This is a genomic window from Actinokineospora sp. NBRC 105648 (assembly GCF_030269645.1).
Classification (GTDB): Bacteria; Actinomycetota; Actinomycetes; order Mycobacteriales; family Pseudonocardiaceae; genus Actinokineospora.
Window position 1 is genome coordinate 1 of the sequence record NZ_BSTR01000053.1, and the last position, 12,961, is coordinate 12,961.

15 protein-coding genes and 1 pseudogene are annotated in these 12,961 nt (G+C 71.8%); 7 read left to right on the forward strand and 9 right to left on the reverse strand.

Annotated features, from left to right (window positions below; translation table 11 throughout):
- Nucleotides 1-259: 259 nt before the first annotated feature.
- Nucleotides 260-685, reverse strand: a complete 426-nt coding sequence (locus QSK30_RS30885; protein ID WP_285508360.1) for a nucleoside deaminase — start codon at nucleotides 683-685, stop codon at nucleotides 260-262.
- Between the two features lie 343 nt (nucleotides 686-1,028).
- On the opposite strand from QSK30_RS30885, the gene QSK30_RS30890 reads away from it, so the two are divergent.
- Both QSK30_RS30890 and QSK30_RS30895 read left to right on the forward strand, forming a co-directional pair.
- Nucleotides 1,029-1,481 (forward strand): universal stress protein, encoded by a 453-nt coding sequence (locus QSK30_RS30890; RefSeq protein WP_285508291.1) that lies wholly within the window; start codon nucleotides 1,029-1,031, stop codon nucleotides 1,479-1,481.
- A gap of 5 nt (nucleotides 1,482-1,486) precedes the next feature.
- The gene (locus QSK30_RS30895) at nucleotides 1,487-2,617 is read left to right on the forward strand and encodes an adenylate/guanylate cyclase domain-containing protein (protein ID WP_285508292.1); all 1,131 of its coding nucleotides are present in this window, start codon (nucleotides 1,487-1,489) and stop codon (nucleotides 2,615-2,617) included.
- Nucleotides 2,618-2,726: 109 nt separating this feature from the next.
- On the opposite strand, the gene QSK30_RS37205 is transcribed toward QSK30_RS30895, so the two are convergent.
- Nucleotides 2,727-2,936, reverse strand: a complete 210-nt coding sequence (locus QSK30_RS37205) for a hypothetical protein (RefSeq protein WP_502871913.1) — start codon at nucleotides 2,934-2,936, stop codon at nucleotides 2,727-2,729.
- A gap of 602 nt (nucleotides 2,937-3,538) precedes the next feature.
- Between QSK30_RS37205 and QSK30_RS30905 the strand changes: the two are divergent.
- Nucleotides 3,539-4,428, forward strand: a pseudogene (locus QSK30_RS30905) (IS982 family transposase).
- Between the two features lie 130 nt (nucleotides 4,429-4,558).
- On the opposite strand, the gene QSK30_RS30910 reads toward QSK30_RS30905, so the two are convergent.
- Together QSK30_RS30910 and QSK30_RS30915 are read right to left on the reverse strand one after the other, a co-directional pair.
- On the reverse strand, nucleotides 4,559-5,266 hold the full coding sequence (locus QSK30_RS30910; protein ID WP_285508362.1) for an alpha/beta fold hydrolase: 708 nt from the start codon (nucleotides 5,264-5,266) through the stop codon (nucleotides 4,559-4,561).
- A gap of 16 nt (nucleotides 5,267-5,282) precedes the next feature.
- Entirely contained in the window at nucleotides 5,283-5,978 is a 696-nt protein-coding gene (locus tag QSK30_RS30915) for a hypothetical protein (protein WP_285508294.1), read from the reverse strand.
- A gap of 51 nt (nucleotides 5,979-6,029) precedes the next feature.
- Between QSK30_RS30915 and QSK30_RS30920 the strand changes: the two genes are divergently transcribed.
- A complete protein-coding gene (locus QSK30_RS30920; RefSeq protein WP_285508296.1) occupies nucleotides 6,030-6,593 on the forward strand; it encodes a GNAT family N-acetyltransferase in 564 nt (187 codons plus the stop codon).
- Here QSK30_RS30920 and QSK30_RS30925 read toward each other — a convergent pair.
- The 3 genes from QSK30_RS30925 to QSK30_RS30935 form a co-directional block, all read right to left on the reverse strand.
- Complete coding sequence (locus QSK30_RS30925; RefSeq protein ID WP_285508297.1) at nucleotides 6,515-7,213, reverse strand: alpha/beta hydrolase; 699 nt, start codon at nucleotides 7,211-7,213, stop codon at nucleotides 6,515-6,517. The two genes, QSK30_RS30920 and QSK30_RS30925, sit on opposite strands and share 79 nt — an antisense overlap.
- 134 nt (nucleotides 7,214-7,347) lie before the next feature.
- Nucleotides 7,348-7,638, reverse strand: coding sequence for an Rv1322 family protein (locus tag QSK30_RS30930; RefSeq protein WP_285508298.1), 291 nt, complete (start codon nucleotides 7,636-7,638; stop codon nucleotides 7,348-7,350).
- Between the two features lie 34 nt (nucleotides 7,639-7,672).
- A complete protein-coding gene (locus QSK30_RS30935) occupies nucleotides 7,673-7,876 on the reverse strand; it encodes a hypothetical protein (protein ID WP_285508299.1) in 204 nt (67 codons plus the stop codon).
- A gap of 25 nt (nucleotides 7,877-7,901) precedes the next feature.
- Between QSK30_RS30935 and QSK30_RS30940 the strand changes: the two genes are divergently transcribed.
- Genes QSK30_RS30940 through cobS form a run of 3 tightly spaced genes read left to right on the forward strand, consistent with a single transcriptional unit; the run spans nucleotide 7,902 to nucleotide 10,289 of the window.
- Nucleotides 7,902-8,426, forward strand: a complete 525-nt coding sequence (locus tag QSK30_RS30940) for a bifunctional adenosylcobinamide kinase/adenosylcobinamide-phosphate guanylyltransferase (RefSeq protein ID WP_285508300.1) — start codon at nucleotides 7,902-7,904, stop codon at nucleotides 8,424-8,426.
- Nucleotides 8,427-8,448: 22 nt separating this feature from the next.
- Nucleotides 8,449-9,540 (forward strand): nicotinate-nucleotide--dimethylbenzimidazole phosphoribosyltransferase, encoded by a 1,092-nt coding sequence (gene cobT / locus QSK30_RS30945; protein WP_285508301.1) that lies wholly within the window; start codon nucleotides 8,449-8,451, stop codon nucleotides 9,538-9,540.
- Between the two features lie 11 nt (nucleotides 9,541-9,551).
- Nucleotides 9,552-10,289: an adenosylcobinamide-GDP ribazoletransferase gene (cobS, locus tag QSK30_RS30950; RefSeq protein WP_352231647.1), complete on the forward strand. Its 738-nt coding sequence runs from the start codon at nucleotides 9,552-9,554 to the stop codon at nucleotides 10,287-10,289.
- A 208-nt stretch (nucleotides 10,290-10,497) separates the two neighbouring features.
- Here cobS and QSK30_RS30955 read toward each other — a convergent pair whose 3' ends face one another.
- Together QSK30_RS30955 and QSK30_RS30960 are read right to left on the reverse strand one after the other, a co-directional pair.
- On the reverse strand, nucleotides 10,498-11,592 hold the full coding sequence (locus tag QSK30_RS30955) for a branched-chain amino acid aminotransferase (RefSeq protein WP_285508302.1): 1,095 nt from the start codon (nucleotides 11,590-11,592) through the stop codon (nucleotides 10,498-10,500).
- Between the two features lie 62 nt (nucleotides 11,593-11,654).
- Nucleotides 11,655-12,863 carry a hypothetical protein gene (locus tag QSK30_RS30960; protein ID WP_285508303.1) on the reverse strand — a complete coding sequence of 403 codons (1,209 nt, stop codon included), beginning with the start codon at nucleotides 12,861-12,863 and terminating at the stop codon, nucleotides 11,655-11,657.
- Nucleotides 12,864-12,961 lie beyond the last annotated feature (98 nt).

Consider the following 12,961-nt stretch of genomic DNA (forward strand, 5'->3'; position numbering starts at 1 on the left):
AGCCCAGCCCAGCCCAGCCCAGCCCAGCCCAGCCCAGCCCAGCCCAGCCCAGCCCAGCCCAGCCCAGCCCAGCCCAGCCCAGCCCAGCCCAGCCCAGCCCAGCCCAGCCCAGCCCAGCCCAGCCCAGCCCAGCCCAGAAAAAGGTAAGTCACTTACTTTTCATAGTCAATGGTTGTTCTATCGGGACATCTCGCCACCAATAGAAAGGTGAGTCACTTACTTTTGTGGGTGAGTGCGTGCAGGAAGCGATGTACCTTTGTCAGTCGCCGATGTCCTCGAACCAGAGGTCGGGATGCTGGGCGATGAACTCCGACATCATCCGCACGCATTGCGGGTCGTCCAGCACTGTCACTGACACGCCGTGGTCGGCGAGCCAGTCGTGGCCGCCGGTGAACGTCGTCGACTCACCGATGAGGACGGACGAGATGCCGAACTGGCGTATCAAGCCGCTGCAGTACCAGCAGGGGGACAGCGTCGTCACCATGATGGTGCCGCGATAGGACCGGCGTCTGCCCGCCGCGCGGAAAGCCGCTGTCTCGCCGTGCACCGACGGGTCGCCGTCCTGCACCCGCCGGTTGCGACCGCTTCCCCACAGCTCACCGTCCGGGCCGAACAGCGCGGCACCCACCGGCACGCCGCCCTCGGACAAGCCGATCCGGGCCTCGCCGACCGCCACCGCCAGCATTTCGTCGGTGTTCAACGACGCCTCCCGCGCAACTCAAGCGAACAAGACCGACAAATCCCGCAAGACACGGGCTGCCCATCGCGGCAACCAAGATCTCCGGCGACCCGCAGGACTCAACAAGGTCTCAGGATGCCTCACGCGACTCGGGCCACCGAGCGCACCGGCTCGCGAACACCCGGCAGGACCAGCGGGCGCGGAACTTCGACGAGATCGAGGCGGGCAGATCACCGCAGGGTGCACCTGGGCGTAGCGGGATCGTGATCACGCCCGCGCGTCCGATGGGCGTGCGCGTCGTTGTCCTGGTAGGTCTACTGGGAAGTAGATAACCGGGAGGGACATCGACATGACCGCCTACCAGACCGTGGTCGTCGGGACCGACGGCTCGGACTCGTCCTTCCGCGCGGTCGACCGCGCGGCCGCGATCGCGGCGGACGCCGGTGCCACGCTGGTCATCGCCTGCGCGTTCCAGGCCCCGGCCGGTCGGGACCTGGAACGGACCCAGGACACCCTCGGCGACGACGTCGCCTACCAGGTGGTCGGCTCGAACCCGGCCGAGGAGTCGGTGCGCACCGCCGCCGAGCGGGCCCGGCGGGCGGGGGCGGTGAAGATCGACACGGTCGTGGTCGACGGCGACCCGGTGCCCACGCTGGCCAGGGTCGTGGCCGAGCGCGGCGCTGACCTGCTGGTGGTCGGCAACCGCGGGCTCAACACATTGACCGGGCGCATCCTGGGCTCGGTGCCCGCCGAGGCCGCGCGCAAGTCCGGTGTGGACGTCCTGATCGTGCACACCACCTGACCGCGATGGCCGAGAACGACGAAGACACCCTGGCCGCCGCCCAACGGCGCGTGGAGGAAGTGCTGCTCGGCGGTCGGCGCGAGTACACGCGCGGGGAGGTCTGCGCGAAGGCCGGGGTGCCGCTCGAGCGCGCGATGTCGTTGTGGCGGGCGCTGGGCTTCGCCACGGTCGGCGACGACGAGGTGGTGTTCACCGAGAGCGACGCCGAGACGCTGCGGATGACCGACGAGCTGATGTCGGCGGGCATCCTGGAACCCGAGCTGGCCACCGCCACCGCGCGGATGCTCGGCCAGCACCTGTCCCGACTGGCCGAGTGGGAGGTCGACGTCCTGCGCGGCGTGCTGGCGGCCAACCCCGAGCTGCTCACCGACGAGCGCCAGCTGGGCAGACTCGTCGAACGGCTGGTGCCCGACCTGGAGCGGATGCACAACTTCGCCTGGCGCAGGCACCTGGCCGCCTACGCGGGCCGCGCGCTGGCCGCGCCCGGGGACATCGAGTCGCGCAGCCAGGTCGTCGGGTTCGCCGACATGGTCGGTTTCACCACCCGCACCCGGCGCGCCGACGAGGCCGAGCTCGTCCGGCTGGTCGACCGGTTCGACCTGGTCACCGCTGAGGTCGTCGCCGAGAACCACGGCCGGATCGTGAAGATGCTCGGCGACGAGGTGCTCTTCGTGGTCGACGACCCGGAACACGGCGCGGAGATCGCATTGCGCCTGCTGGAGCGGGCGGCGGCCGAGCCGGAACTGCCCGCCCTGCGAGCCGGACTGGCCTACGGCCGGGTCCTGAGCCGCTTCGGCGACGTGTACGGATCGGTGGTCAACATCGCCAGCAGGCTCACCTCAGCCGCCCGTCCCGGCACGGTCCTGGTCGACAAGGGTCTGGCCAACGCCCTGGTCGATGCCGCACACTTCACCACCCGCAGCCGCAGGCCGGTCTCGGTCCGCGGCTACAGCAGGCTCCGGCACAGCGTGCTGCGCCGGGCGGGCACCGAGCCCGCGGGCCTGGTCGACCTCGTGCAGCAGCGCGCGGCCGACCTGCTGGGGCTCGGGGTGGACGAGGAGGAGGACGAGGGGATGCCGAGCATCGAACTGCACCCCGACGACGAGCGACGCGCCCGGAAGCGGCGCAGGCGCTGATGGACAGGCTCCCCGGTCCGAGCCCTCGTGGGCGGGGCTCGGACCGGGGACGCCACTGGCACTGGTGACGTCGACCAGCACACCAGGCCGATACCGGTCGCGCGACGGCTCAACCCGGCTCGACCGCACGATGCGACGGCCAGCACGGCAGCAGCACTCGTCGTCCCCGGTCGTCCAGGTACGCCGAGGCCGCACCGGCGCGCGGACTGTCCACCGCGGCCCCGCCGTCGCGGTACTTGCCGGTCAGGAAACCCTTCGCCAGCGACCAGCACGGCAGCACGGCAGCACGGCAGCACGGCAGCACGGACAGGCTGATCACCGGGCGACTCGATCCACTCCCGTAGCGCGAATAGGCCACCGGGCCAGCCGGGAAAACCAAGGCCGGCCAGGCCAACCCAGCTGGGCCACCCAAGCGGTACGCGGCCGGTCGCGGTCGCCGGTCGCGGTCGCCGGTCGCGGTCGCCGGTCGCGGTCGCCGGTCGCCGGTCGCCGGTCGCCGGTCGCCGGTCGCCGGTCGCCGGTCGCCGGTGAACAAGCCGGGGCTTGTTCACCGCGCCGAACCGGCTGGGTGGGCCCGGCTGTCAGGGCTATCGGGCTCATCGGGCTGGCCCGAGTGATCAGGCTGACCAGGCTCGTCGGGCCGCGCGAGCGAGCCCAGCCGATCGCGCGAGCCCTCCCACCGAATCGACCAGCCCGGCTGGCAGGGCTGGCCCGGTGATCAGGCTGGCCAAACTCGTCCGCTGCGCCGGCGAGTCCACCTGATCAAGCAGGACTGCCGCGCCGGGCTGGCAAGCTGGCCGAGCTAGGTGGGCTCGCACGAGCTGGCCGATTGGTCGGGCTGGCTAGATGAGTGATTCCGTGAAGGTGGTGTGAGGCGGGGCTGGTTCACCGCGTGGGTAGGAGGGTGTTCAAGATCAATGTGTGACGAAAGAACTGAACACCCTCCTGACCGCACTCTACGTGTTGATCGACGACCATGTCGTGCCGCCCCGCACCGGACGTGGCCGCCGACCCGAGTTGACCGACAGTGAGTTGATCACGCTGGCCGTGGCCCAGATGTTGCAGCGGTATGCCAGTGAACGCCGCTGGATCCGACACATCCACGCCGACCCCGACTGGCGGGCGATGTTCCCCGCCATGCTCACCCAGTCCGGCTACCACAAACGCCTGAAAACCGCGCAACCGTTGCTGTGCAGGGCGATCCTGACCTTGGCCGCGTGTTGCCCGTCCTGGTTCGACGACCTGTGGATCACCGACGCCACCCCCGTGCCCTGCGGCATGTCCAGAGAGACCGTGAAACGCTCCGACCTGGCCGGACACGCCGGCTACGGCTACTGCGCGTCACACTCCCGGTGGTACTGGGCCTCAAGCTCTACCTCGTCTGCGCCGGGGACGGGATGCCGGTCATGTGGTGCCTGGCCACTCCGAGAATCGGTGAACGCGAGGTGCTGGCCGCGCTGCTCGACCACAACCACCACCTCATCCGCGATGGTCAAGTTCTGTTGGCGGACAAGGGGTTCGCCGGGAAAGCCTTCAAGAATCTGACCGAGAGGATGGGGCTGGACCTGCTACGACCGGACCGCAAGGACGAGACCTACCGCAACGGCCACCTCGGCGGCGTTCGCCAGCGGATCGAGTCGGTCAACCAGACCCTCAAAGGCCATCTCGACCTCGAAGCCCACGGCGGACGCACCCCGCACGGCGTGTTCACCCGAGTTGCCCAGCGTCTGCTGGCCATGGCCACCGCGATCTGGCACAACTGGGCCACCGGCCTGACCAGCAAACGATCACTCATCGCCTACGACCACTAACACCAACTTCACGGAATCACTCATCTAGCCGGCAGGCCGGCCCAGTTGGCCCGAATGGCCGAGCTGAGCTAGTGGGCCAGACAGGCCAAGCCTTCGCCAGCGCACTGGCTCGGCAGGTCTGGGTGTCCGGTTACCTAGCCGTGAGCCATGGCAGGACTGCTGCGGTGAAGGCTTTAGGGGACTCGATCGGTGGTAGGTGTCCGACTCCGGGTAGCACCACTAGCTCCCCGGCCGTCAGTTCCGCGAGCTGCTCGCCCAGCGCGGCCGGCATCAGGCCGTCAGCCTCGCCGTGCACCACCAGGGCGTTCAGGTCCAGTGCTCGCAGTGTCTCCACCGAGTCCGGGCGGGCCGCCATCGCTCGCTGGGCCCAGGCCACCGACTCCCCCGGCTGCTCTTCCATCCATCCCCGCACCAAACCCGCGGCGGACTGGTCGGCCAGCAAATTGGGCAGCATCGTGTCAGCCAGCCAGGGCGCGATCCCCTCCCGCTCGGCCCGATCGGCCACCGCGAGCCGATTCGTTCGTGCTTCTGGGGTGTCCGCTGGGGCCTTGGTGTCCACCAGCAGCAGACCCGCGACGCGTTCGGGGGCCGCGCGCAGCATGGCCATCGCCACGTACCCACCCATCGAGCAGCCGCCGACCACCGCGCGCTCGATGCCGAGGGTGTCCAGCAGGGCGACCATGTCCGCGGCCACCACCTCCAGCGACGGCTCCGCCGAACCCAGCGGTGCGCGACCGAAGCCGCGCTGGTCGGGGGTGATCAGGTGGACGTGCGCGGACAGTTCCGCGCGCACGCCGTCCCACATCCGGGAGTCGAGGGGGAAGGCGTGGAAGAGCATCAGGGGGTGCACACGGTCATCCTGCCTCCCCGACCCGGCCCGCGCGGATGCGCTGGACCGCGTCCTCGCCCGCCAGCTCCGTGCGCGCGGAGGGGTTGGCCAGGTAGTAGCGCAGCGTGTGCAGGACCACGAGCTGGTCGACGTTCACCGTGCGCATCGACACCGCGCACAGCAGGTCGGGGCCGAAGCGGGTGGCGACCTTGCGCATCCGCTCGGCCTCCTCGCTGTGCTCGTGGGCGGCGACGCCGAGGTAGTTCTGGCTCAGCGCGCCCCGCTTGCGGCCCATCCGCAGGGCCAGCGGCCGGATCTCGGTGATCGAACCCCACGGGACCCGCACGGCCGGGCGGACCCAGTTGAGGACCACGTGCTCGGGGGTCAGCAGGATGCCGACGTCGCGCTGCTTGCGGGTGAGCGCGAAGACCCCGGCGGCGAGCAGCAGCAGGCCCAGCAGACCGAGGACGACCCCGGCCACCACGGCGAGCGTCGGGCCGCCCGCGATGAGCAGCCCGCCGGGCACGGCCATCGCCAGGCCGACCAGCACGAGCACGACACCCGCGGCCACGGCGGCGGGTCGGGAGGGCAGCAGGACCCCGGCGGCGTCGTCGGTGCGCACGACGGCGACGGCACCGGACGGGGTGCCCGCGGGGTTGGGCGTTCCGTCGGTTCGGCGCCAGGGTTGGGGACACGGGAGGGAGGCGGCCTGTTCGTCCATGATGACCATGCAAGCGCACCGGGCCACCGTCCCGCCAGCTAGGTTCGGGGCATGAGCGGCATCCGCACCGAACGGCTGAGCCTGCGACCGGTGACGGCGGCGGACCTCGCCCAGGTCACCGAGATCCAGGGCGACCCGGCGGCCGCCCGGTTCCGCCCCGGCGGGGCGAACACCCCGGACGAGTCGGCGAGCCAGCTGGTGGCCTGGGTGGAGCACTGGCGGGCGCACGGCTTCGGCTACTGGGCGGTCGAGGTCACCGCCACCGGCGCGCTCATCGGGCTGGGCGGGCTGCAGCACAGCGAGTTCGACGGCGAGCGCTACCTGAACCTGTACTACCGCTTCCGGCCCAGTTCCTGGGGCCACGGGTACGCCCCGGAGATGGCCAGGGCCGCGATGGACCTGGCCGCCCGGCAGCTGCCCCGGCTCGCGGTGTGGATCGTCACCACGGTGGAGAACACCCCGGCGCGGCGGGTGGCCGAGAAGCTGGGGTTCACCGAGTTCCGCGAGGGGATGTACGCGGGCGCGCTGTCCCGCTTCTACCAGTGGCGCGGCAGCGGCAGCTCGACCTCGGGCGCCACCAGCTCGACCAACGAGTCCAACGCCTCCTCGGCGTAGCCGACGAACAGGTGCTTGGCCCCGGTGAACTCGATCACCTCGGCCTGCGGCACGGCGGCGAAGCGCTCGCGGGCGGCGGGCGGGCGCAGGTAGTCGTCGAACTCGGGCACCAGGCAGCGCACCGGCTTGCCCGCGGCGGCCCAGGCGGCGAGGTGCTCGGGACTCGAGCGGCGCAGCGTGGGCGCCATCAGCACGGCCCCGCGCACCCGGGGGTCGCAGCCGTGCATCAGGGCCAGGTCGGTGCCGAACGACCACGCGGCGAGCCAGGGCGCGGGGAGGTCGGCGACGAAGTCCAGGGCGGCGCGCACGTCGGCGCGCTCGGTCACCCCGTCGCCGTGCTCGCCCTCGCTGGCGCCGGACTCGCTGGCGGTGCCCCGGGTGTTGAACCGGAAGGTGGCCAGCCCGGCGAGCGCGGGCAGCCGGGCGGCGGCCTTGCGGATCAGGTGGGTGTCCATCGAGCCGCCGCCGAGCGGGTTCGGGTGCAGCAGCACGACGGTGGCGCTGGGCTCGCGGTCGGCGGGCAGGGCCAGCTCACCGGCCAGCCGCAGGCCGTCCGCGGTTGTCAGGGTGACGATGGAGCGGCGGGCGGGGAGCAGGGTGTCCGGGCCGATTCTGCGCACCGGCCCAGTCTGTCACCGGCCCTGGTTCGCGGGCGCCGGGTGGGACCGGCAGCACGAACTCAGCCTCCGACTAGAAGGGCACGTGCCCTGCCGGGGTCCGATGTCACGCCCACCAGCCGGACCGCGGGCAGCGATCACCGGCGCCGGGTGGGGCCGCGCCTGCCGCGGGCCGACCAGCAGCCGGGGTGCCAGTGCCTGCGGTCCTCGACGGTGCCGAACTCCTCGGCGGGCCAGGCCACCACGTGCGGGGTGCCGGGGCGGATCTCGTGGTCGCAGCCGGGGCAGCGGTAGAACTTGGTCGCCTGCGCGCCGGGGATGCTGCGCACCAGCCAGTCGCCGTCCGGGCCGGACTCCACCCGCTGGTTCGCCGCGCCGCCGAGCGGGCGCGCCTCGGCGTCCGGCCTGGGTCGGTTGCGGCGGGGCACGGTGCAGCAGGTTAATCGTGCGCGGACCCGCGTCCTACTGGGTGGGCGGGTGCAGGCTCATCGGGCCGTAGACCTCGGCGCCGCCGTCGAGCAGCACGACCTGGTGCACGCCGGCCGCGAGCAGGTCGGCCCACTCGGCGCCGAACCACTCCTCGGCCTCGGCCTGGTCGTCGAAGGTCAGGTCCGGGCCGGTGACCGGGGTGCCGGACCCGTCCTCGTAGCGCCAGCGGAAGCTCACGCCGTCAACGGTAGCGTGACCAGGCGTGGACAAGACGCTGGTGCTCGGCGGGGCACGCTCGGGCAAGTCGGCGCACGCGGAGGGGCTGCTCAGCGGCCCGTCGGTCTACCTCGCCACCGCGCGCCGCGTCCCCGGGGACACCGAGTGGGACGCGCGCATCGCCACCCACATCGCCCGCAGGCCCAAGACCTGGCTGACCGTCGAGGCGCCGGACACCGACACCGTGGTGGCCGCCTTGGCCGCGCCGGAGCTCCCGGTCCTCCTCGACGACGTGGCGACCTGGCTCACCGGTGTGCTCGACGACGCGGGCGCGTGGGAGAGCGCGGACCTGGACCGGCCGCGCGCGGAGGCGATGCGGCTGGTGGCGGCGGTGCGGGCGTGTCCGGCGCCGGTCGTGCTGGTGTCCGCGGAGGTCGGGCTGGGTGTGGTTCCCGGCACCCGCTCTGGCAGGCTCTTCCGGGACGAGCTCGGAGCGGTCAACGCCTCCCTGGCCGAGGTCTGCAGTGACGTGCTGCTCCTGGTCGCGGGTCTGCCGCTGCGGCTGAAATGAGCGATTCGCGGAGGTATCCCGGGTGAGCACCGACTTCCCCCACATCCCGACCCCGGACGCGCCCACGCACCGGGAGACCGTGGCCCGACACCTGCGGCTGACCAAGCCCGCGGGCTCGCTGGGCAGGCTGGAGGAGCTGGGCGTGTTCGTGGCGGCCTGCCAGGGCCAGTGCCCGCCGCGGCCGTTCGCCCGGCCCCGGGTGGTGATCTTCGCGGGCGACCACGGCGTCGCCGCGCACGGCGTCTCGGCCTTCCCCAGCGAGGTCACCGCGCAGATGGTGTCGAACTTCCTCGCCGGGGGCGCCGCGATCAACGCGATGGCCGCCACGGCGGGGGCGACGGTGCGCGTGCTGGACCTGGCCGTGGACACCGACGACGCGTACCCCGAGGCCGTCACCGCGCACAAGGTGCGCCGCTCGTCCGGCTCGATCGACCGCGAGGACGCGCTCACCGACGCCGAGGTCGTCGCGGCGATCACCGCGGGTCGGGCGATCGCCGACGAGGAGGTCGACGGCGGCGCCGACCTGCTGATCGCCGGGGACATGGGGATCGGCAACACCACCCCGGCCGCGGTGCTGATCGCCGCGCTGGCGGGCGCCGAGCCGGTGGCCGTGGTCGGCCGGGGCACCGGCGTCGACGACCAGGGCTGGATGCGCAAGGCGGCCGCGATCCGCGACGGCCTGCGCCGCGCGCGGAAGGTGAGCGCGAACCCGGTCGCCCTGCTGCGCACCGTCGGCGGCGCCGACATCGCCGCGATGGCCGCGTTCCTGGCGCAGGCGGCGGTCCGCAAGACCCCGGTGATCCTCGACGGCCTGGTCTCCGGCGCGGCGGCACTGGTGGCCGAGGAACTGGCCCCCGGCGCGTCGGAGTGGTGGGTCGCCGGGCACCGCTCGGTCGAGCCCGCGCACGCGCTGGTGCTCGAACAGCTGAACCTCAAGCCGATCCTGGACCTGGACCTGCGCCTGGGCGAGGGCACCGGCGCCGTGGCGGCACTGCCGCTGCTGTCCATGGCCGCCCGCGTCCTGGCCGAGATGGCGACCTTCGACGACGCCGGGGTGAGCGGCCGAACCATCCCGCTCCCGGAATTGAAGGTCAAGAACGGCGGCTGGCGATAACCGGCCTGCGGTTGGCACTGTCCTGGCTGACAGTGCTACCAATCCGGGTATCCGACGCCGACGCGGTGGACCCCCGGAACACGCGGCGCGCCATCACACTCGCACCGCTTGTGGGCCTGCTACTGGGCTTCGCAGCCGTGGGCGTCCTGTTCGGAGCACACCTACTGGGCCTACCCGCACTACTCGGCGGCGTCCTGACGGTCGGCTTCCTCGCACTGGCCACTCGCGGAATGCACCTCGACGGCCTGGCCGACACCGCTGACGGACTGGGGTGCTACGGCCCACCAGAGCGCGCGCTGGAAGTAATGCGCTCCGGCGGCGCCGGACCATTCGGCGTGGTAACGCTGCTGGTAGTACTCGGCGCCCAGGCTGTCTCCTACGCCGCACTGGTACCACAACGATGGGGCGCGGTGGTGCTGGCGATCGTGGCAGGACGCGCGGCATTCACCGCCTGCTGCGTGCGGGGTGTCCCAGCCGCTCGCCCTTCGGGACTGGGAGCCCTGGTCGCCGACTCACAACCCCCATGGATCCCGGCGGCCTGGCTGACCATCCTCTTGGGAGTGTCCACCCTGGTCGTTCCAGGTCATTGGTGGCTAGGCCCAACAGGAGTGGCAATAGCAGCCCTCGTTGTCCTGACCCTAACGCGGCACACCCAAAAACGCTTCGGCGGAATCACCGGCGACGTACTAGGCGCTACCAGCGAACTAACCACGGCAACAATCCTCATCGCATGCACGGCCACCCTTTAGCGGCCAACGCCACCCACCACAACCACCACCCACCGACCGCCACCCGGCAACCAAACCCGCTGCCTGCGACCAGTCCCCGCCCTGCATCCCATACGCAGCCCAAAACACGGGCCGGGGTTGGGTGTCAAGGCATCTTTCCCGCCTTGACACCCAACCCCGGCCCGTAGTCACAATTGTGCGTAAGGGAAGCAGGCAGCCACGAACGCACTCAGAGAGTCGTCAACCAACCCCGAGAGTCAACACTCTCCCCACGCTGCAACCGAGTAAGGCTCTCCCGCAGCTGCGAGGTGATAGGCCCAGTCACCCCACCACTGATGTCAAAGCTGCCCTCAGCGTGCTTCACATGCCCCACCGGCGTGATCACCGCGGCCGTCCCGCAGGCGAAGACCTCGGTCAGCTCCCCCGACTCCGCCTTCTTCTCCCACTCCTCAGTGGAGATCCGGCGTTCCTCGACCCCGTACCCGAGGTCGGCGGCCAGGGCCAGCAGCGAGTCGCGGGTGATCCCCGGCAGCAGCGCCCCGGACAGCTCCGGGGTGACCACGCGGGCGTCGGCGCCCGAGCCGAGGACGAAGAACAGGTTCATCCCGCCCATCTCCTCGACCCAGCGGCGCTCCACCGCGTCCAGCCAGACGACCTGGTCGCAGCCCTGCTCGGCGGCCTGGGCCTGGGCGATCAGCGAGGCCGCGTAGTTCCCCGCGAACTTCGCCGCGCCGGTGCCGCCGGGGGACGCGCGCACGTACTCGGTGGACAGCCACACCGTGACCGGCTTGACCCCGCCGGCGAAGTAGGCGCCCGCCGGGGAGGCGATGGCGACGTAGAGGTACTCGTCGGACGGGCGCACGCCCAGGGCGGCCTCGGTGGAGATCATGAAGGGCCGCAGGTAGAGCGACTCCTCGGCCTGCTCGGGCACCCAGCGCTCGTCGGCGGCGACGAGCTCGCGCAGCGAGGTCAGGAACAGCTCCTCGGGCAGCTCGGGCATGGCCAGCCTGCGCGCGGAGGCGTTGAAGCGGGCGGCGTTGGCCTCGGGCCGGAACGAGGCGATGGTGCCGTCGGGCTGGCGGTAGGCCTTGAGGCCCTCGAAGATGGCCTGCCCGTAGTGCAGGACCATCGCCGACGGGTCCAGGGTGATCGGGCGGTAGGGCTCCAGCTTGGCGTCGTGCCACCCGTTCGCGCGGGTGTAGCGGATCGTCACCATGTGGTCGGTGAAGAACTGCCCGAAGCCCGGCTTGGCAAGTACCTCCGCGACCCGCTCCGGGGTCGCCGGGTTCGGGTTGGGGGTCCGTGCGAACGGCGTAGGCGTCATGGGAAGACGGTATCTCCCGATCCGCCTCGGGAAAATCGGTATCCCGAGGATCGGACGACCAACTACCTGGGGTGACCCCCGGCGGACACCCGGGAGCCGCGTCGGGCGTACGCCGCGCACAACGCCGTGCCCACCCCGAGAACCGCGAGCGCGCCCAGCAGGGAGGTCAGGCTGATGTTGACCCCGACGATCACCGACAGCGCCAGGCCGCAGCACCCGGTGCGCACCCAGGTGGACCGCTCGACCCGGCACAGCTGACGGGCGGCGGAGTTGACGAAGGCGTGCGCGCCGAGCACCAGGGTGGCCGCGAGGGCCAGTGCCGTGGTCGGGCTGAGCACCAGCGCCACCGCTGCCATCGCCGCGGCGCAGAGCACGGGCCCGCGGGCGACGCCGGGGAGTTCGCCCGCCGCGACGAGTTCGGCCGCGCTGCCCACGGCGCCCGTGAGCAGGACGTGCAGCGCCAAGACGGCGCCGACGGCGATCCCGAGGGTGAGCAGCGGGTCGATCGCGGACCCGTCGGCGGCGGCGAGGGCGTCACGCAGCGGGGTCGGGGAGAGCGCGAGCCGGGCGCCGCCGAGGTGGCGCAGCGCGACGAAGGCGACGAGCAGGTAACCGAGCCCGGCCAGCACCACCGCCACGACGCCCACGCGCGCCCGCGGCCCGCCCGCGCGCTCGGCGCCGAGGAAACCGAAGAACAGGACACCCGCGGCGGTCAGCAGCCCGGTCGGGTCGTCGGTCCCCGGGGTGCCCGCGGGCGCGGAGACGGCTTGGACGACGGGTTCGATGGCCAACCCGGTTGTCACGAACAACAATGTTGTGACGATCGTCACAAGACCAGCCACTCGGAGTAATGTAGGTGCAGGCGCAACCTTCATCGCGGCGGGCGCGACGACCACCGCGACCAACCCCGCGGCGGCCACTCCGGGCGCGCCGGGGAGCAGGTACCGCGCGGCCGCGCCCGCGACTGCGGCACCGGCCACCAGCCTGCCGGACAGGTCGAGCACACCCGCCAGCCGTCCCGGCCACTCGCCCAGCCGAGCCGTGACATGGGCCGGGATCCCGCCCGGACCGGACTGCGCGGCCAGGTCGGCGAAGGAGACCGCGGTCAGCAGGGCGACCAGAGCGGCCAGCGGCAGGGCGGCCAGGGTCCACCAGCCCGCGGCACCAGCTGCGGGACCGATCGTCAGCAACGCCCCCGCGCCCAGCGCCGCGCCGACGGCGGCGGGCACTGTAGCCCAGCTCCCCGGCGACGCCTGTCCCATCGCTGTCACGGGCACAACCGTGTCAGACACGAACCGAAATCTCCATCCGGCCGCTGGTTGAATGCGGCCCCCAACTCGTTAGCATGCGTCATTACCTGGCCGTAGGA